At 66.7% G+C, this 16,571-nt stretch carries 18 protein-coding genes; 11 read left to right on the top strand and 7 right to left on the bottom strand.

Annotated features, from left to right (window positions below):
• Positions 1 to 221 precede the first annotated feature (221 nt).
• Positions 222 to 2,651: a DUF3772 domain-containing protein gene (locus tag AC5P6X_RS03270; RefSeq protein WP_050426961.1), complete on the bottom strand. Its 2,430-nt coding sequence runs from the start codon at positions 2,649 to 2,651 to the stop codon at positions 222 to 224.
• Positions 2,652 to 2,985: 334 nt separating this feature from the next.
• Positions 2,986 to 3,234, bottom strand: coding sequence for a hypothetical protein (locus AC5P6X_RS03265; protein ID WP_005414723.1), 249 nt, complete (start codon positions 3,232 to 3,234; stop codon positions 2,986 to 2,988).
• Positions 3,235 to 3,416: 182 nt separating this feature from the next.
• On the opposite strand from AC5P6X_RS03265, the gene AC5P6X_RS03260 reads away from it, so the two are divergent.
• The 3 genes from AC5P6X_RS03260 to AC5P6X_RS03250 all read left to right on the top strand — a co-directional run bounded on the left by AC5P6X_RS03260 (position 3,417) and on the right by AC5P6X_RS03250 (position 5,740).
• Complete coding sequence (locus tag AC5P6X_RS03260) at positions 3,417 to 3,911, top strand: lipocalin family protein (RefSeq protein WP_108270571.1); 495 nt, start codon at positions 3,417 to 3,419, stop codon at positions 3,909 to 3,911.
• A gap of 11 nt (positions 3,912 to 3,922) precedes the next feature.
• Positions 3,923 to 5,131, top strand: a complete 1,209-nt coding sequence (locus AC5P6X_RS03255; protein WP_049451152.1) for an NAD(P)/FAD-dependent oxidoreductase — start codon at positions 3,923 to 3,925, stop codon at positions 5,129 to 5,131.
• 126 nt (positions 5,132 to 5,257) lie between these two features.
• Positions 5,258 to 5,740 (top strand): hypothetical protein, encoded by a 483-nt coding sequence (locus AC5P6X_RS03250; protein WP_005411364.1) that lies wholly within the window; start codon positions 5,258 to 5,260, stop codon positions 5,738 to 5,740.
• 152 nt (positions 5,741 to 5,892) lie between these two features.
• On the opposite strand, the gene AC5P6X_RS03245 is transcribed toward AC5P6X_RS03250, so the two are convergent.
• Positions 5,893 to 6,327, bottom strand: a complete 435-nt coding sequence (locus tag AC5P6X_RS03245; RefSeq protein ID WP_049451153.1) for a PepSY domain-containing protein — start codon at positions 6,325 to 6,327, stop codon at positions 5,893 to 5,895.
• 151 nt (positions 6,328 to 6,478) lie between these two features.
• On the opposite strand from AC5P6X_RS03245, the gene AC5P6X_RS03240 reads away from it, so the two are divergent.
• From AC5P6X_RS03240 to AC5P6X_RS03230, 3 genes are read left to right on the top strand one after another with little or no spacing between them, the layout of a single operon-like run.
• Positions 6,479 to 6,769 (top strand): PepSY domain-containing protein, encoded by a 291-nt coding sequence (locus AC5P6X_RS03240; protein WP_033834860.1) that lies wholly within the window; start codon positions 6,479 to 6,481, stop codon positions 6,767 to 6,769.
• Positions 6,769 to 7,428 (top strand): response regulator transcription factor, encoded by a 660-nt coding sequence (locus tag AC5P6X_RS03235; RefSeq protein WP_099481241.1) that lies wholly within the window; start codon positions 6,769 to 6,771, stop codon positions 7,426 to 7,428. Before AC5P6X_RS03240 ends, AC5P6X_RS03235 begins: the two co-directional genes overlap by 1 nt.
• The gene (locus AC5P6X_RS03230; RefSeq protein ID WP_088436455.1) at positions 7,425 to 8,744 is read left to right on the top strand and encodes a sensor histidine kinase; all 1,320 of its coding nucleotides are present in this window, start codon (positions 7,425 to 7,427) and stop codon (positions 8,742 to 8,744) included. Before AC5P6X_RS03235 ends, AC5P6X_RS03230 begins: the two co-directional genes overlap by 4 nt.
• 142 nt (positions 8,745 to 8,886) lie before the next feature.
• On the opposite strand, the gene AC5P6X_RS03225 is transcribed toward AC5P6X_RS03230, so the two are convergent.
• Both AC5P6X_RS03225 and speA read right to left on the bottom strand, forming a co-directional pair.
• Positions 8,887 to 9,207, bottom strand: coding sequence for a DUF6122 family protein (locus tag AC5P6X_RS03225; RefSeq protein ID WP_005411369.1), 321 nt, complete (start codon positions 9,205 to 9,207; stop codon positions 8,887 to 8,889).
• Positions 9,208 to 9,251: 44 nt separating this feature from the next.
• Positions 9,252 to 11,141, bottom strand: a complete 1,890-nt coding sequence (gene speA, locus AC5P6X_RS03220; protein ID WP_012512349.1) for an arginine decarboxylase — start codon at positions 11,139 to 11,141, stop codon at positions 9,252 to 9,254.
• A gap of 190 nt (positions 11,142 to 11,331) precedes the next feature.
• On the opposite strand from speA, the gene speE reads away from it, so the two are divergent.
• The gene (speE, locus tag AC5P6X_RS03215) at positions 11,332 to 12,183 is read left to right on the top strand and encodes a polyamine aminopropyltransferase (protein WP_005414731.1); all 852 of its coding nucleotides are present in this window, start codon (positions 11,332 to 11,334) and stop codon (positions 12,181 to 12,183) included.
• Between the two features lie 113 nt (positions 12,184 to 12,296).
• Here the strand turns inward: speE and AC5P6X_RS03210 are convergent, their stop codons facing one another.
• Positions 12,297 to 13,202 (bottom strand): aspartyl/asparaginyl beta-hydroxylase domain-containing protein, encoded by a 906-nt coding sequence (locus tag AC5P6X_RS03210; RefSeq protein WP_024957655.1) that lies wholly within the window; start codon positions 13,200 to 13,202, stop codon positions 12,297 to 12,299.
• A 435-nt stretch (positions 13,203 to 13,637) separates the two neighbouring features.
• On the opposite strand from AC5P6X_RS03210, the gene AC5P6X_RS03205 reads away from it, so the two are divergent.
• Both AC5P6X_RS03205 and AC5P6X_RS03200 read left to right on the top strand, forming a co-directional pair.
• Complete coding sequence (locus tag AC5P6X_RS03205) at positions 13,638 to 14,297, top strand: RIO1 family regulatory kinase/ATPase domain-containing protein (protein ID WP_099527042.1); 660 nt, start codon at positions 13,638 to 13,640, stop codon at positions 14,295 to 14,297.
• Positions 14,298 to 14,413: 116 nt separating this feature from the next.
• A complete protein-coding gene (locus AC5P6X_RS03200; protein WP_240791819.1) occupies positions 14,414 to 15,061 on the top strand; it encodes a hypothetical protein in 648 nt (215 codons plus the stop codon).
• 137 nt (positions 15,062 to 15,198) lie between these two features.
• Here AC5P6X_RS03200 and AC5P6X_RS03195 read toward each other — a convergent pair whose 3' ends face one another.
• The gene (locus AC5P6X_RS03195) at positions 15,199 to 15,537 is read right to left on the bottom strand and encodes a P-II family nitrogen regulator (protein ID WP_005411374.1); all 339 of its coding nucleotides are present in this window, start codon (positions 15,535 to 15,537) and stop codon (positions 15,199 to 15,201) included.
• A 153-nt stretch (positions 15,538 to 15,690) separates the two neighbouring features.
• Between AC5P6X_RS03195 and ubiK the strand changes: the two genes are divergently transcribed.
• Positions 15,691 to 15,942 carry a ubiquinone biosynthesis accessory factor UbiK gene (gene ubiK / locus AC5P6X_RS03190; RefSeq protein WP_012512353.1) on the top strand — a complete coding sequence of 84 codons (252 nt, stop codon included), beginning with the start codon at positions 15,691 to 15,693 and terminating at the stop codon, positions 15,940 to 15,942.
• Positions 15,943 to 16,068: 126 nt separating this feature from the next.
• Positions 16,069 to 16,503 (top strand): NAD(+)--rifampin ADP-ribosyltransferase, encoded by a 435-nt coding sequence (arr, locus tag AC5P6X_RS03185; protein ID WP_329756979.1) that lies wholly within the window; start codon positions 16,069 to 16,071, stop codon positions 16,501 to 16,503.
• Positions 16,504 to 16,571: the final 68 nt, after the last annotated feature.

Below are 16,571 nucleotides of genomic sequence, written 5' to 3'. Positions count from 1 at the left end.
CCCCAAAAGCAATTCCAAAAGATCGCGGAAAACTGTCGAAGGCGGGGCGGTGCCGGAGTGTGGGGTGTCAGCCGCATGGATGCGGCTGCCAAGCCTACAGGGACGTACTTGCGGCGTCCCCGCACTCCGGCACCGCCCCGCCCAACCACGGAATGCACGCTGTTGCTCTTGCGGTTGACGTTGCTTCGGCGGGTGCAGGGCGAAGCCCTGCAAAGAACCCACTACTCCTGCGGATCGCGGGTGATGTGGATATCGGTCGGGGTCGACAGCGGAATGTTCCGCTCCGCCAGTATCTGCAGCAGGCTGAAGTACAGATCGCTGCGGGTGGCGTAGACCTGCCGCGGGCTGGCCACGTACGCGAAGCTGTTGATGGTGATCTGGCCACCGGCAATGCTGTCGATGTAGACCGTCGGCGCCGGCTGCTTCAGCACGTTGGTATGCGCGGTGTACGCATCCAGCAACGCCTGCCGCAGGTTGCCGACATCGGTGCTGGGCGGCACCGCGAACTGGATCTGGATGCGGCCCTGGTTGTTGCCCATCGTCATGTTGCGCACGGTCTTGGTGACCAGCTCGGAGTTGGGCACGATCAGCGTCGACTTGTCGCCCACCTGGATCTCGGTCGAACGCAGGCTGATGCGGCGGATGTCGCCCTCCTGGTCACCCAGTTTCACCCAGTCGCCGATCTTCACCGGGCGCTCGGCCAGCAGGATCAGGCCGGAGACGAAGTTCTGGGTGATCACCTGCAGGCCGAAACCGATACCCACTGACAGCGCACTGACCAGCAACGCCAGCTTGCTCAGCTGCAGGCCCATGGCCGACAGCGCCCAGATCACCGCGATGATGATGCCCACGTAACGGGCAACGGTACTGACCGAGTTGCGTGCGCCCAGGTCCAGTTCGGTCTTGGGCAGGTAGGTGTCGGTCAGCCAGCGCTGCACCAGCTGGGTGATCGCCAGGCCGGCCAGCAGCGCCAGTACCGCCAACACGATCCCCGCCGGTGCCAGCTTGGTGCCACCGATATCGAATCCGGTCGTGAACAGTGAAGTGAAGCGCTCCACTACTGCACCGATGTTGCCGAACGGCGCCACCAGGGCAAGCAGCGTGAGCAGCACGACCACGGTACGCAGCGCCGCCGACAGCAGCACGCCGGCCTGCTCCAGCCGCGATACGCTCAGGCCGGTGCTGAGCAGGATGGTCTGGCCAACCTTGCTGTCGGCGTTGAGCATCCAGGTGCTCAGGTCATCGACGAACTTGAACAGCAGGGTCGCGGCCAGCACTACGATGCTGCCGCCGATCAGCTGCTGGTTCACGAACTTGGCGAAGTTCAGGTAGCCCAGCAACGTGGCAATGATGGCCGCCACCACCGCGATGTTGCCCGCTACCCGGGCCAGTACCAGCCAGCTGCTGCGACGCACCGGCGTGGCCGCGCCCACGCCATCGGCCTGTGCCTCCAGCTTGGCCTCGGCCTCGGCGGTCTGCCGGCGATGCAGGCGTGCCAGGGTCACCAGCATGGCCATGATCAGGCCGAGGTAGGTCAGCGCAATCAGGCCGTCCAGCGCCACCGTGGTGACGTCGCTGGTACGCGTGGCCTGATCGAGGGCGACCAGCACCGTGCTCAGCCAGGCCAGCGCCGCCGCGCCCCACGCGTACTTGCGCAGCTTGAGTGCGGCGGTGTCATCCAGATTCAGCAACCGCCACGACGGACGCTTGGGTACCAGCATGCACGCGCTGAGCGCCGCAATGAAGGCGGCGCGGAAGGTGGCCGTCTCCAGGCCGTCGGCCACCACCTGCAGGCGCGGCGCGATGGCATCGATCGCATCGAGCGCTGCCATCAGCACCACCACGGCATAGCCGGGCAGCAGCGTACCGACCAGCAGCAGCCACATGGCCAGGCCGGAGCGGCGCAGGCGACCGTCCGGCGCACGTTCGGACGCCGCAAAGCGCCGCCCCAGCCTGCGCAGCCACAGCCGCAGCGGGAACATCATCACCAACGCGGCCAGCAGGCCCAGCAACGGCGTGCCCCAGCCATTGGCCCGGACACCAGCAACAAACGTATCGCGCCCCTGCTCGGCCAACGGCGCGACGCGTGCGATATCGATCGGCAGGCGCTCGGCCACCTTGCTCCACAGCGCCGGAGACAACGGCGAGGCGACCTTCTTCCCCATGTCTTCGGCGCGTTGCGCAGTGCGCTGCTGGTCGATGTCGGCTGCCAGCTGCTGGGCACGCACGGCACTGGCCTTAGCCTGCGCTACCGACGCGGCCAGGCCGTCGCGCTGTTTGGTGATGGTGCGTCGTTGCGCGGCCAGTTCCGGCGGTTCGGTAGTGCCTTCCGCAGGCGTGCCCAGCTGCGCCAGCTGTTCGCTGATCCGATCCAGCTGCGGCTGCAACGCCTTCTCCAGCGCTTCGGCATCGCGCCGGGCCTGCGAGGCATTCTCGGACAGCATCGCCAGTGTCTCGATGGCCTCTGCATCGCCCCGCTTGCGCTCGACCTCCTTCAGCCTGGAATCGATGTCCGCCAGTTGCTGCTTCGGCGTGGGGTCCTCATCCTGGGCCAGCACCGGTGCGGACAGCAGGAAGGCAGTGCACAGCAGCAGGGCCAGCCAAGGCCCCCGTGCACGGATCGATCGCAGGAAAGAAGACACGCCAGCCACACCATTTCGCGCGGACCACCGCGCCTGCGCGCGACTATACGGCACAGGCGGTAAAGGCTGGATGGTGGCTCAGAGGACCACACCCACCGCGATGGGAGCTTCGACGGGGTGATGGCGCGGGGTGGTCACGACGGGGCGATAACGGCCTGGCGATTGCGGCGGGGTGATCGTGGCCGGGCGAACCGACGGGGTAGAGTCGACTGTTAGTCGACTATCGCGCGCAGCGCGGGCTTTGGCACAGCGTCCAGCGAAGAGCAGTCGACTAACAGTCGACTCTACCCCGTCGGTTCACCCCGCCCACGTTTCCGCGCGCACGCGCGCCACGCCGACGAAGTCAGTACTTCAGGCGCAGCTCTTCGACGGCCGGCTGCTGCAGCGCGTACCAGTCCTGGAACTCTTCCTCGGTGATCTCATCGGGCGCGTACACCGCCACCGGGTGCCAGTCGTGGTCGGTGGGCAGCGGCTGGCGCGGGCCGGCACGCAGGCTGTAGCTGACGCCCTCGTAGTCGACCAGGTCATCAACCTGCGGCCACTGCTCGCGTGCGAACGCGGATTCACTCTTCAACAGGATCACCTGGTACATCGGCACCTCCACCTCGGTTGGATCAGGAAAACACGGCGCTGGCGGCAGCATACCGCCACGCCGGTGACAACGGCCACGCCGCAGCGGCGACGGAACGTTCTGGACACGGCCATCGCCCCGGCTTCACCCGCCCATGGCAAGGCCATCGGCATCGTGGAGGCCCACCCCTGCCACGACCGCCGATGACCGACCACCCGCCGCTGAAGACCGTCGCCGACCTCAAGCTGCCCCGCTACCTGGGCACCTGGTACGAAATCGCACGCCTGCCGATGCGCCACGAGCCGGAAAGCTGCACCGACGTGTCGGCGCACTACACCCTGCTCGACAACGGCAACGTCGGCGTCACCAACCGCTGCCGCATGGACGGCGACGTCGAGGAAGCCACCGGCGAGGCCTGTGCCATCGACAACGACAGCGCGCGGCTGGAGGTGAGCTTCCTGCCCAAGGGCCTGCGCTGGTTGCCGTTCGCCAAGGGCGACTACTGGGTGATCCAGGTCGCTCCGGACTACAGCGTGGCGCTGGTCGGCAGCCCGGACCGCAAGTACCTGTGGCTGCTGGCCCGCGAACCGCAGCTGGACGCCACCGTGCAGGATCATTATCTGGCCACCGCCCGCCTGCAGGGCTTCGATCTGTCCGAACTGATCCACACCCCGCACACCGGTCGCCCCACAGCCTGAGCCGCCCACTCATGGACCTGAAGAGTGGCTACCCCTGGTGGGCGGTGCGCAACGGCCTGATCCACGCCTTCCCACCGCTGGAGCGGGATCTGCGCTGCGACGTGCTGGTGGTCGGCGGCGGCATCACCGGTGCGCTGATTGCCGACGAGTTGTCCGGGCATGGCCACGACGTGGCGGTGATCGAGCAGCGTGACATCGGCTGGGGCAGCACCGCTGCTAGCACCGCGCTGCTGCAGTACGAGATCGACACCCACCTGCTGGAACTGGCCCAGCGCTATGGCCAGGACGCCGCGGCGCTTGCCTATCGGGCGTGTGCGGAAGCAATCCCAGCGCTGGGCGACGTGGCACGCGGGTTGAAGGACGTGGATTTCCAGCGCATGGACAGCCTGTACCTGGCCAGCCGCCATCGCGACGTTCCGCGCCTGATGGCCGAAGGTGAGGCGCGGCGCAGCATCGGTCTGGATGCCCGCTGGCTGGGCCCGGAGGCGCTGCAGGAACGCTTCGACGTGAATGCCGGTGGAGCCCTGCTCACGCGCCAGGCGGCGCGGGTCGATCCGTATCGGCTGACCTATGCGCTGCTGCAGCGCCTGCGTCGGCGCGGCGGCCACGTGCATGACCGCACGGTGCTGCACAGCCTCGATGCCACTGCGCGCGGGGTGACCGCCCGTACCGAAGACGGTGCCACCATCCGCGCACGCCACGTGGTGCTGGCCATGGGCTATGCCAACCAGCGCTGGCTCAAGCAACGGGTTGCACGCAACCGCAGCAGCTACGCCTTCATCACCGATCCCGTCGATGCGGACGTGCTCGGCCGGCTGCGCACCACCATGGTGTGGGAGAGCGCCCGCCCCTACCTGTACCTGCGCGCCACCGGCGACCGTCGCCTGCTGGTGGGCGGGCTGGACGATGCCATCGACATCCCCGCCCGCCGCGACCGGCGCGTTCAGAGCAAGGCCGACAAGCTGATGAAGCAGATGCTGCATTGGTTCCCCCGGCTGGACCCGGTGCCGGCGTTTTCCTGGGCCGGCACCTTCGCCGAAACGGCGGACGGCCTGCCGTTCTTCGGCCCGCACGATCAGTGGGGGCCGCGGGTGCACTTCGCCATGGCCTACGGCGGCAACGGCATCACCTATTCGATGATCGGCGCGCAGCTGCTGCGGGCCGGGATCGAGCGGCGGGCGCATCCGCTGGCGGGGCTGTTCGGGTTCGGGCGGTTGTAGCCTGCAGCCAGGCATAGCCTGGCTCTACCGCGAGCGGGCGCCGACAGGCATCATTCAAGCAGCCCCTGCTAGCGTCGGCCTGTACCGCCGCGTGTTGCGTGGCCACCTGTCCGCTGGAGCGCCGTCATGATCCGCCCCCTGACCCTGCTGCTGTGCCTGGCCCTGCCGGGAACCGTGCTGGCCCAGTCCGCTGCCGGCGCCACCGCGCCGCAGGCTGCCGGCCTGGACCTGACGCTGCCGCAGGCGCCGATGCGCTACCTCAACGACCCGGCCCTGCAGCAGGATCCGCCGGGCACGTACTACGGTGACAAGAGCGGCCCGCGCGTACACGACGACGCGAAGATCGCCGACGTCACCGACGACAAGGTCAAGGTATCCGGCAGCTTCACCACCGGCATCGGCTATTCCAAGAACGGTGGCAACAGCCACTACAACGCCGCCACGCTGAACCTGAGCAAGAACTACACCACCGATGAGGGCAAGACCCACGGGGTCAACGTCAACATCCACGTGAGCGAAGGCAAGGGCCCGGGCTTCTTCGGCCCGTACGGCGGCTACTACGGCCGCGGCCCGGGCTATTGGGATTACCCGCCGCCGTTTGGCTGGTAACGCCCCGCGTCGGCCTGGGCCGACCAAGGTCGGCCACTACCGCTGCGTACGCTTGGTAGGTGTCGACCTTGCATGTGCCGGTGGGTGTCGACCTTGGTCGACACGCTCTGCATTCCGTGCCGGCCAGCGGCCGGCACCTACCCGCACGCGAATCAATCCAGCCAGCCATCGCGCTCGCTGTGCAGGATGCGGCCGTCATAACCGCTCAGGCGCACCTCCACCTTCTGGTTGCGGGCATTGCGGGCTTCCAGCGACCAGGTCGCACCATCGCGTTCCAGCGAATGGATCTCGCGCAGGCCATGCGCCTGTGCCCGTGCCAGCACCTGCTCCGTGGTCAACAGCGCGCGGCTGCTGTGCTCATCGAAGATCTCGCCGGTCTTCGGGTCCACGTAGACCTCGCTGAAGCGGCCATCGGCGCGGCTCACGTCAGCCTCCCACAGGCCATCATCGCGTTCGATCTCGTGGATCTGGGTGTAGCCGGCCTTGCGCAGGGTCTGTTCAACCTGGGCCATGCCCAGCGGCGCGGCCTGTACGGCCGGTGCGATGGCCAGCAGGGCAACAGTGGCGAGGGTGAGCGACTTCAACATGGGGGTTCTCCTGTTCGTATTCGTGGCCGGACCATCCCGGCAACGCCACAATGCACCCCGTGGTTAACAGCGCCTTAGCCGGCACTGTTAGCCAGCTGTTAGTCACCTCCGCCACACTCACGCCTGGTCCTACAGTCCTCCCCGCGCCCCGATGCTCTCCACCCTGCCCCTGCTGCTGGCCCTGGCCAGCGCCCCGACCGCCGCCGCGCCCGCACAGGACCCGGCGCAGCAGGTCGCGCGCCGCGCCGTGCAGCAGGGCCGCTACGTGCCATTGGAAAGCGTGGTGCGCGATGCGCTCAAGCGCTTTCCGGGCCAACTGCTGGAAGTGGAGCTGGACGACGGCGTCTACGAAGTGGAGATCCTGCGCAGCGACGGCGTGGTGGTGGAGCTGGACTATGATGCGCGCAGCGGAAAGCTGCTGAAGACGGAGCTGGACGACTGATGCGCATCCTGTTGGCCGAAGACGATGCCGCACTGGCACAGCGCCTGGTGCCCCTGCTGGAACAGGCCGGCTACGTGGTGCACGTGGTCGCCGACGGCCGCCAGGCCGAGGAGATCGGCCAGATCGAAGACCTGCAGGCGGCCATCGTCGACCTGGGCCTGCCCGGGCTGGACGGGTTGAGCGTGATCGAGCGCTGGCGCGGCAACGGCCGCAGCTTCCCGGTGCTGGTGCTGACCGCACGCGGGCGCTGGCACGACAAGCTGGCCGGCTTCGACGCAGGCGCCGACGATTACCTGACCAAACCGTTCCAGGCCGACGAACTGGTGCTGCGCCTGCGCGCCCTGATCCGCCGCAGCCACGGCCACGCCAGCCCGCGCCTGCACTGCGGGCCGCTGCAGCTGGACGTCAACGCTGGCCGTTTCGAGATGGACAGCCAACCGCTGTCGCTCAGCCCGCAGGAGTTCCGCCTGCTCAGTTACTTCATCCACCACAGCGGCCAGGTGATCGGCCGCGACCGCCTGGGCGAACAGGTGTTTGACGGCGGCCACGACCCGGACTCCAACGCGCTGGACGTGCTGCTGGGTCGGGTGCGCCGCAAGCTCGGCATCGATCTGATCCAGACCGTGCGCGGCCAGGGCTGGCGGCTGGCCGCGCCGTGAGCCGGCAACCCTCCCTGCGACGGCGCCTGCTGCTGGCTGGCGGCGCCGGCCTGCTGCTGGTTTCGCTGCTGGCCAGCGCGCTGCTGGGCGAACTGTTCAAGCGCAGCGCGCGTGACCGCCTCGACCACGAACTGCAGCAGGACATGCTGACCCTGCTGGCGCAGGCCGAAGTGGACCCCGAAGGACAGCTGCGCCTGCGCCAGGAACCGAATGACGCGCGCTTCCAGCGCGTGTTCTCCGGTGCCTATTGGCAGATTGCCGGTGCCGATGGCCGCGTGCTGCTGCAGTCGCGCTCGCTGTGGGATGAAACCCTGCCGGCCATGGCCACAGGTGCGGCCACGCGCAATCTGGCTGGGCCACTCCAGCAATCCCTGCGTGCACGCGTGCAGCAGGTGCGCCTGCCGCGCGCCAGCGCACCGTTCGTCGCCGTGGTTGCCACCGACCGCAGCGCGTTGGATGCGGATGTGGCCGCGTTCCGCAAGCGCACCGCCATCGCGCTGGGTGTGCTGGTCGCGGCCTGGCTGGCGGTGCTGGCCAGCCAGGTGCACTTCGGATTGCGTCCACTGCACCGCCTCGGTGCACAGCTGGAACGGGTTCGGCGCGGCGATGTGCAGCGCATCGAGACGCGGGGACTTGGGGCGGAAGTCGCGCCACTGGGCGAAGAACTCAACGCGCTGCTGGAGCACCAGCAACGCATGGTCGCGCGCGCGCGTACCAGCGCACAGGATCTGGCGCATGCGCTGAAAACCCCGCTGAGCGTGCTGGCCACCGAAGCCGACGGCGACGGCGCGGACTGGCGGGCGACCGTTCGTGAGCAGAGCGCCCGCATGCAGGCCAGTGTCGACCGCTACCTGGCCGCTGGGTTGGCCGCCGACCATCGCCAACGCACCGACGTGGCGACTGTCGGACAGGCGCTGTGCCGGCTGATGGCACGCGTGCATGGCGAACGCGGCATTGCGTTCACAGCGGAAGGCATTGATCCGGCGTTACAGTTCGCCGGTGCCAGTGCGGATCTGGAAGAGATGCTGGGCAACCTGCTGGACAACGCCGGGCGATGGGCACGGCAGCAGGTCAGCGTCGGCGCTGACATCCATGAAGGGCAGCTGCGCATAGACGTGCGTGACGACGGCCCCGGTCTTGCGGCAGAGTCGCTGGCGCGGGTGGTGCAGCGTGGCGTGCGGCTGGATGAGCGCGAAGGGAGTAGTGGACTGGGCCTGGCGATCGTGGGCGATATCGCCGCCAGCTACGGCGGGCGGTTGGCGTTGGAGAATGCGCAGCCCGGCCTGCGCGCAACGTTGTGGTTGCCGGTGGGGTGACTCGTCAACGCTGGAACGCCAGGCGGGTAGAGTCGACTGTTAGTCGACTTTCGCGCGCAGCGCGGGATTTCCCAGCACCGCAGCCAAGAGCAGTCGACTAACAGTCGACTCTACCGCCTTCGCCGGGCATTTCAGTTCCCCATCAACGGTGATGCATCCACCAGCAATCAATCGCGTCCAGCACGATGTGGATGATCAAACCGATGCCGAACAACCGCGTTTTCTTCGGCACGCACAGCCCCGCGTACACGGCAATCGCCGGTGCGGTGTGCAAGGGATGGAAACCGATGCTGCAGCGGTTCGGTGCATAGATCGGGTCGGCCAGCAGGTGGTCCAGGTCGATGATCCAGCCCAGCAGCATCAGCAGCCACGCCGAGGCAAAGCGCTTGCGCCAGAACAGCCATGCCAGCAGAGCTGGCACGGCGGCATGCAGGAACAGATGGAAGATCGCGCGCGCGCTCATCGGGGCCGGTAGCGCCGGGCCTACGCCCGGCGTTCCCGTTTACATCAGACCAGCGGTTCGTCGGACAGGTAGGTGTAACCGGTCAGGCCGGCTTCCAGCGCCTCCGACAACTCCTGCGCGCGTTCCGGCGACAACTGGGCCTCGGCCACGCGCTGCGCATAGGTCGCACGCAGTTCGTCCAGGCGGTAACCCACGTAATCCAGCATCACGTCGGTGGTGTCACCACGGCGCTGCTGGGTGATGGCGTAGCCATCGGCATCGGCCAGCACTTCCACCGCGTCGGTATCGCCGAACAGGTTATGGATGTCGCCCAGGATTTCCTGGTAGGCGCCGACCATGAAGAAGCCGATGCGGTAGCTCTCGCCCGGCTTCATCTTGTGCAGCGGCAGCGAGCTGTCCAGGCTCTCGTTCTCGACATAGGTTTCCACCATGCCGTCCGAGTCGCAGGTCATGTCGGCGATGATGCCGCGACGGTCCGGGGTCTCGTCCAGACGCTCGATCGGCACGATCGGGAACACCTGGTCGATCGCCCACACATCCGGGATCGATTCGAACACGCTGAAGTTGACGAAGTACTTGTCGACCAGGCGCTCGTTCAGTTCGTCCAGCACCGGGCGGTGGCTCTTCTCGTCGTAGCTCAGGCGCGCACGCACGCCGTGGGCGATGGCGTAGAACAGATCGTCGATGCGCGCACGCTGCGGCAGGTCGATCTGGCCCAGCGCGTAGCTGGCCAGGCCTTCGGCATGGAAATGCTGCGCTTCCTGGAACAGCTCCACCGCCGGGCGCACGTCCAGCTCGTCGTGGATCTCGCGCAGGTGGCGGATCGCCGCCGGTTCGTCGTCGTGCTGGTCCGGCACGCGGCCTTCCTGCGCCTCTTCCACTTCCGAGACGTTGGCGATCAGCACCGCGTGGTGCGCGGTCATCGCGCGGCCGCACTCGGTAACGATGCGCGGCGGGGTCAGGCCGAATTCTTCGCAGGCATTGGCCAACGGCTGCACGATGTTGCTGGCATACGAATGCAGGCCGTAGTTGATCGAGCAGAAGCTGCGCGAACGGGTACCTTCATAGTCCACGCCCAGGCCGCCGCCCACATCGACGTGGGTGATCTTCGCGCCCAGGCGCGACAGCTCCACGAAGTAGCGGGTGGCTTCGCGCATGCCGTTGGCGATGTCGCGCACGTTGGAGATCTGCGAGCCCATGTGGAAGTGCAGCAGGTTCAGGCAGTCGGCGTACTCGGTGTCACGCAGCGACTTCCACAGGTCCAGCAGCTGGCGCGGCGACAGGCCGAACTTGGCCTTGTCGCCACCGCTGTTCTGCCACTTGCCGGCGCCCAGCGAGGCCAGGCGCATGCGCACGCCCAGGCCCGGCTTCACGTCCAGCGCCTTGGACTCTTCCAGCACCAGCTTCAGCTCGGACGGCTTCTCGATGACGATGAAGGTCTGCAGGCCCAGCTTGCGGCCGATCAGGGCCAGGCGGATGTACTCGCGGTCCTTGTAACCGTTGCAGACGATCAGGCCACCCGGGCGCGACAGCGCCAGCACGGCCATCAGCTCGGGCTTGCTGCCCGCTTCCAGGCCGAAGCCCTCGCCGTGGTGGCTGGCCAGGGTGCCGGCCACGCCACGGGTCTGGTTGACCTTGATCGGGTACACGGCGGTGTAGCCGCCGCTGTACTCCCAGTCCTGCTGGGCCTGGCCGAAGGCCGCCTGCAGCTTGCCCAGGCGCTGGCCGAGGATGTCCGGGAAGCGCACCAGCAGCGGCAGCTTGGCGCCCGCCGCGCGCGCCGCATCGACCACCTTGGGCAGCGACACCACCGGGCCGTCCGCCCCGGTCGGTCTCACCACCATGTGCCCGGCCTGATCCACGTCGAAGTAACCGTCCGCCCAATGCGGGATCGAGTAGGTCTTGCGGGCTTGGTCGAGGGACCAATCGGTCATTTCAGTCGGCCTTGTTGGCAATAAAAGGGGGGGCATGATAACGCCTATATGCCCACAGGTTCGTTATCATGCGCGCCCGCGCCCGTGACAGGTTCCAACCTGAACGGGCCGATCCGTCCGGATGTGGCATCTGTGCCACGCGGCCCCGCCCGCCAGCCCGGCTTCACCCCTCCGAACAGGACTGTTTTCAATGACTGACAGCAACAACTGGTACATCGAACACTTCGAGCGCACCGGCTCGGCCATCGGCTACCGCATCACCGGCAAGCTGGACGAGGTGCAGTCGCCGTTCCAGAAGATCGAGATCTTCCAGACCACCGACTGGGGCAACCTGATGACCATCGACGGGGCCATCATGCTGACCAGCAAGGACAACTTCTTCTACCACGAGATGATCAGCCACCCGGTGCTGTTCACCCACGCCGCGCCCAAGCGCGTGGTGATCATCGGTGGCGGCGACTGCGGCACCCTGCGCGAAGTGCTCAAGCACACCGGCGTGGAGAGCGTGACCCAGTGCGATATCGACGAGCAGGTCACGGTGATGGCGCGCAAGCACTTCCCGGAACTGTGCGACTCCAACGACGACGCCCGCGCCGAGCTGCTGTTCGACGACGGCGTGGCCTACATGGCCAACTGCCCGGCCGGCAGCGTGGACGTGGTGATCGTGGATTCGACCGACCCGGTCGGCCCGGGCGAAGGCCTGTTCAACAAGGCCTTCTACGAGAGCTGCTTCAAGGCCCTGAAGGACGACGGCATCCTGGTGCAGCAGTCCGAGTCGCCGCTGATGCAGCTGGAGCTGATCAACGAAATGCGCGCCGAGATGGGCAAGGCCGGCTTCGGTTCGTTCAAGACCCTGCCGTTCCCGCAGCCGTGCTACCCCACCGGCTGGTGGAGCGTGACCATGGCGCGCAAGGGCGACAGCAGCTTCGACTTCCGCCAGGCCGACTCGGCCGCCAAGACCTTCAACACCCTGTACTACACCGCCGCGCTGCACACCGGCGTGCTGGTGACCCCGCCGTTCGTACAGGCGGCACTGAAGTAAGGCGTGCCGACCAACGGTCGGCACCTACCCAATGAAAAACCCGCGCTGGCAGCAGCGCGGGTTTTTTCATGTTCCGGTAGTGCCGGCCGCTGGCCGGCAAACTCATGTAACGCTCAAAGCGCCCAGATACCGGCAATCACCGCCACCACCAGGCCCCACTTGATCAGCTGGTACGCCACCACGCTGCGCTCGCGCAGTGCCTTGGCCTTCAGGCGCACCTTGTAGACACTGCCGAACGCCTTGTTGACGCCACCGGTCGGGTCACCCGGCAGGTTCGGCGAGGCACCGCCGGCCAGCAGCGTGGCCGCCACCGCGCGGTTGAACAGCCCCGGCAGGCCGAAGCGCAGCGGGCGGGCGATGTCGCAGAACAGGATCACGCGGTCATCGGGCGTCTCGTTGTGCGCGTGGTGGATGTAGGTCTCGTCGAACATCATCCACTCGCCATCGCGCCAGCTCTTCTTGATGCCGTCCACTTCGATGTAGCAGCCGTCGTTGTTCGGCGTGGCCAGGCCCAGGTGCAGGCGCAACGAACCCGCGAAGGGGTCGCGGTGCGGGCGCAGTTCGCTGCCCGACGGCAGCTGCGCGAACATCGCCGCACGCACGTCCGGCAGCGACTCCAGCAACGCGGTAGTCTTGGGGCACATCGCCTTCGCCGACGGGTGCGACGGGCCATACCACTTCAGGTAGAAGCGCTTCCAGCCACGGCGGAAGAACGAATTGAAGCCGGCATCATTGAACGTGCTGGACGCGGCGATCTTCTGCGCATCGCGCAGCGCCAGCGCTTCATCGCGGATCATCTGCCAGTTCTGGCGCAGCGGCTCCAGCTGCGGGAACTCCTTGGCCGGATCCAGGAACGGCGTGGTCGGCACCTTCGAGAACATGTACATGACCACGTTGATCGGGGCCATGAAACTGGAATGGTCCAGCAGCTGGCGCGACCAGCGCGCGCGGACCTTGCCACGGAAGTGGATGTACAGCACGCAGGCCACGAACAGCGCTGCAATGACGATTTTGATGATCAAAGCACTTTCCTCCAGCCGCGGCCGGAACGGGAATCGGGGCGATGCACGGCCTGGTGGCCAGCATCGGTAAGGAACGCGGCAGGGAACGGGGACGTGCCGAAGGGTGCGGCCGCCGATGTCGCGAATTAACAGCTTATGGTCGGCAGGCCGTGCGTCGGGGTCAAGCCGGACGTGCGCGACGTTCAGCGGGCCGCGGATGAACGAACCGATGCGACGCCCAACCTATTGATTCTGAAAGAACCGTCGACCAAGTGAGACATAATTGTCCGATTGAGCGCGACGAACTGTTCCAGCCACGCCCCTGACATTTCTCCGACAAATCGTGGAATAGCGAACTGGCGAGTACTAAAATTAACGAAAACTTAGTAACTCCCTGTAACACCGGTTCGCTTGACGCTTTGCGCCACCCACCGGGTCGTCCGAGACCCCGACATGTATCTTCCTGCTCTGCCCCCCTCCTCCTGCGGCGATGAGGCCGCCACCCCGCTGCTGCTCAAGCGCGGCGAACGCTTCCTGGCCCCCGACGTCTATCGCACCTGCCTGGACGGGCGCGAGGCGGTCATCAAGGACTATTCCCGCTACCGCGGCACGCCCGTTTCGCTGATCGCGCGACTGATGGTGCGCCGCGAGGCCCGCATGCTGCAGCGCCTCGGCGGCTGGAAGCACGCCCCCGCGCTGCTCGGCACCCTCGGTGGCCTGGCGCTGGGCATGGAGTTCATCCCCGGCCAGACCCTGAGCACCGCACAGGCCGTGGGCAATGAGGTGTTCGAGCAGCTGCAGCACGCGCTCAGCCGTTTGCACGCCGCCGGCATCAGCCACAACGACCTGCATGGCACCAACGTGGTGGTCAGCGGCGGCGTACCGGTGCTGCTGGACTTCACCTCGGCCTGGCGCGCTCCACGCTGGCTGCGCCGCAACCCGCTGAGCCGGCAACTGAGCCGCAGCGACATGAAGAACCTGCTGAAGATCCGCCAGCGCGTGACCGGCCAGGCGCCAAGTGCCGCGCAGGCCGCACTGGTGGCCGACCCGGGCTGGGTCGCGGCCGTGCGGCAGGGCTGGAAGCGGTTCTACAAGTGGGCCAAGCGGCGGTAAGCGCTGTTCGCCCTGCATTGCTTGCGCGACTGCTGTTTGCCCCGCATTTGCCCCGGGCCACACGCCCGATGTGCTCTGCGATACTCGTCGGCACGCCACTCGCAAGGATGCTGGGGATGCCGACACCTGAACACACCCGCCTGCTGACTGCAGCCGCAAGATCCATACTGCGCCCCTTGGGCTGCGTGCAAAAGGGCCGTTCGCGCACTTGGCTTGACGACCAGGGCTGGTGGGTCGGGGTGGTCGAGTTCCAGCCTTCGGCATGGGACAGGGGCAGCTACCTCAATGTCGGCGCCTGCTGGCTCTGGGAAGAAAAGGACTACCTGTCCTTCGACGTGGGCGGCCGCGTTGCCGGATTCGAACGCTTCACCGAAACCGCCGAGTTTGCCTCGGCCGCACAGGCACTGGCCGAGCAGGCCGCCGCCGAGGTACTGGCCCTGCGTGACCGTTTCCCCACCCCGGGGCATGTGCGTGCATTGATGAACCGCCACCCCAAACCGGGCATCCGCGAACACATCCATGCGGGCATCACTGCCGGGCTGGCGGGCGCTTACGACGAGGGTCGCAGGCACTTGGCACTGGCCGCTACGGAGACCCACCCAGCGCCATGGGTCGATGTGCTGAAGCAACGCTGTGCCGAACTCATGCCGCTGCTGCAACGTGATGGCGGCTTCGAGGCAGAGATCGCCGCTACCGTGACGCGCACCCGCCGCGCGCTCGATCTGCCGGAGTGGCGGTCGTCCTCCCTCATTCCGCCGGGTTGATCACCCTGGGAGGGCACTTCGTCGAACACGGGTGTTCGCTCCGCCCGATCCCGGTTGTAAAGTCGAGCTCGCTCGACTCTACAACAGAGGGGGCAGGCATCCCGTCGCTCAGACTGCGCAGCGGTCCAGCCCCCCCCCTACAACGCGTCCGCGTCCAACTCACCGGTACGAATACGCACCACGCTGCCCAGGTCGTACACGAACACCTTACCGTCACCAATCTTGCCGGTGCCAGCGGCCTTCACGATGGCCTCAACAACCGCCTCGACCTGATCATCGGTCACCGCCACTTCCAGCTTCACCTTCGGCAGGAAATCGACCACATACTCCGCGCCACGGTACAGCTCGGTGTGGCCCTTCTGGCGACCAAAGCCCTTCACTTCCGTCACCGTGATCCCAGTGACCCCACGCTCGGCCAGCGCTTCGCGCACGTCGTCGAGCTTGAACGGCTTGATCACCGCCATGACCATCTTCATCGTCTATCTCCTGTCTTCCGGCGTGGAGGATAGCGCCTGAACGCGGCCCGTGCGAAGCCGCTGCGGCCTGTCCGGGCAGTGGGTGTCGGCAGTATCCTTGTGCCCGAATGGCCTGCCCGCGCCGGATGCACGGGCCACCCCCACGGAGCACCCATGATCGACCTGAATCAAATCGATGACCTCGCCCGTCGCCTCAGCGACCTGGTGCCGCCGGGCCTGCGCGAATCGCGCGAGGAACTGCAGGCCACCTTCAAGAGCGCGCTGCAGGCCGGCCTGGCCAAGCTCGACCTGGTCACCCGCGAGGAGTTCGAAGTACAGCGCGCCGTGCTGCTGAAGACCCGCGAAAAGCTGGACGCACTGGAAACCGCCGTGCGCGAGCTCGAAGGGCGCGGCACCGCAGAATGAAAAAAAGAGGCGCACCGCGCCTCCCGTTTACAGATTATTTCCCGGATGGGGCCTTGCAGCAAGGCCCACTGGGCGCCCTAGACTCGCCGGCCTGTCGATCCGGCAGGACACGCAGGGGCAGTGCCGATGGCACAGGACACCGAATGGACACCCGTTTCGCATGACACCTGCGACCAGGTCGCTGGGCCGTTCTATCACGGCACCCGCGCTGATCTGGCGGTGGGCGAGCTGCTGAGCGCGGGCTTCCGCTCCAACTATCGCGACAGCGTGGTGATGAACCACATCTACTTCACCACCATTGCCAAGGGCGCCGGGCTGGCTGCGGAGATGGCTCGCGGTGAGGGGCGGCCGCGCGTGTATGTGGTGGAGCCGACCGGGCCGTTCGAGGACGACCCAAACGTGACCAACAAGAAGTTTCCCGGGAACCCGACGCGGTCGTATCGCAGTGCGCAGCCGTTGCGAGTGGTTGGGGAGATTGTGGAGTGGGAGCTCTATGACGCTGAGTTCGTTCGGCAGTTGAAGGAATTTGTGGCGTCTGGGAGTGGGGAGATCATTAATTGATGGAAGGAGAGACCCGTGCTTTGGCTGACGGAAGATCAATGCAGCAGGTCGTCGAACGATGTCCGCTT

It is taken from the genome of Stenotrophomonas sp. YJH_SMC_40 (assembly GCF_059368615.1).
The sequence above is the reverse complement of the archived record's forward strand: the minus strand, read 5'-3'. Positions and strand labels throughout refer to the sequence as shown.

Excerpts from the sequence above, each read along its gene's own strand:
- AC5P6X_RS03250 (WP_005411364.1), top strand. The coding sequence starts at position 5,258 with ATGATCCGCCCCCTGACCCTGCTGCTGTGCCTGGCCCTGCCGGGAACC.
- AC5P6X_RS03245 (WP_049451153.1), bottom strand. The coding sequence starts at position 6,327 with ATGTTGAAGTCGCTCACCCTCGCCACTGTTGCCCTGCTGGCCATCGCA.
- AC5P6X_RS03265 (WP_005414723.1), bottom strand. The coding sequence starts at position 3,234 with ATGTACCAGGTGATCCTGTTGAAGAGTGAATCCGCGTTCGCACGCGAG.
- AC5P6X_RS03240 (WP_033834860.1), top strand. The coding sequence starts at position 6,479 with ATGCTCTCCACCCTGCCCCTGCTGCTGGCCCTGGCCAGCGCCCCGACC.
- AC5P6X_RS03195 (WP_005411374.1), bottom strand. The coding sequence starts at position 15,537 with ATGAAGATGGTCATGGCGGTGATCAAGCCGTTCAAGCTCGACGACGTG.
- AC5P6X_RS03200 (WP_240791819.1), top strand. The coding sequence starts at position 14,414 with ATGCCGACACCTGAACACACCCGCCTGCTGACTGCAGCCGCAAGATCC.
- AC5P6X_RS03260 (WP_108270571.1), top strand. The coding sequence starts at position 3,417 with ATGACCGACCACCCGCCGCTGAAGACCGTCGCCGACCTCAAGCTGCCC.
- arr (WP_329756979.1), top strand. The coding sequence starts at position 16,069 with ATGGCACAGGACACCGAATGGACACCCGTTTCGCATGACACCTGCGAC.
- AC5P6X_RS03205 (WP_099527042.1), top strand. The coding sequence starts at position 13,638 with ATGTATCTTCCTGCTCTGCCCCCCTCCTCCTGCGGCGATGAGGCCGCC.
- AC5P6X_RS03255 (WP_049451152.1), top strand. The coding sequence starts at position 3,923 with ATGGACCTGAAGAGTGGCTACCCCTGGTGGGCGGTGCGCAACGGCCTG.
- AC5P6X_RS03225 (WP_005411369.1), bottom strand. The coding sequence starts at position 9,207 with ATGAGCGCGCGCGCGATCTTCCATCTGTTCCTGCATGCCGCCGTGCCA.
- speA (WP_012512349.1), bottom strand. The coding sequence starts at position 11,141 with ATGACCGATTGGTCCCTCGACCAAGCCCGCAAGACCTACTCGATCCCG.
- ubiK (WP_012512353.1), top strand. The coding sequence starts at position 15,691 with ATGATCGACCTGAATCAAATCGATGACCTCGCCCGTCGCCTCAGCGAC.
- speE (WP_005414731.1), top strand. The coding sequence starts at position 11,332 with ATGACTGACAGCAACAACTGGTACATCGAACACTTCGAGCGCACCGGC.
- AC5P6X_RS03235 (WP_099481241.1), top strand. The coding sequence starts at position 6,769 with ATGCGCATCCTGTTGGCCGAAGACGATGCCGCACTGGCACAGCGCCTG.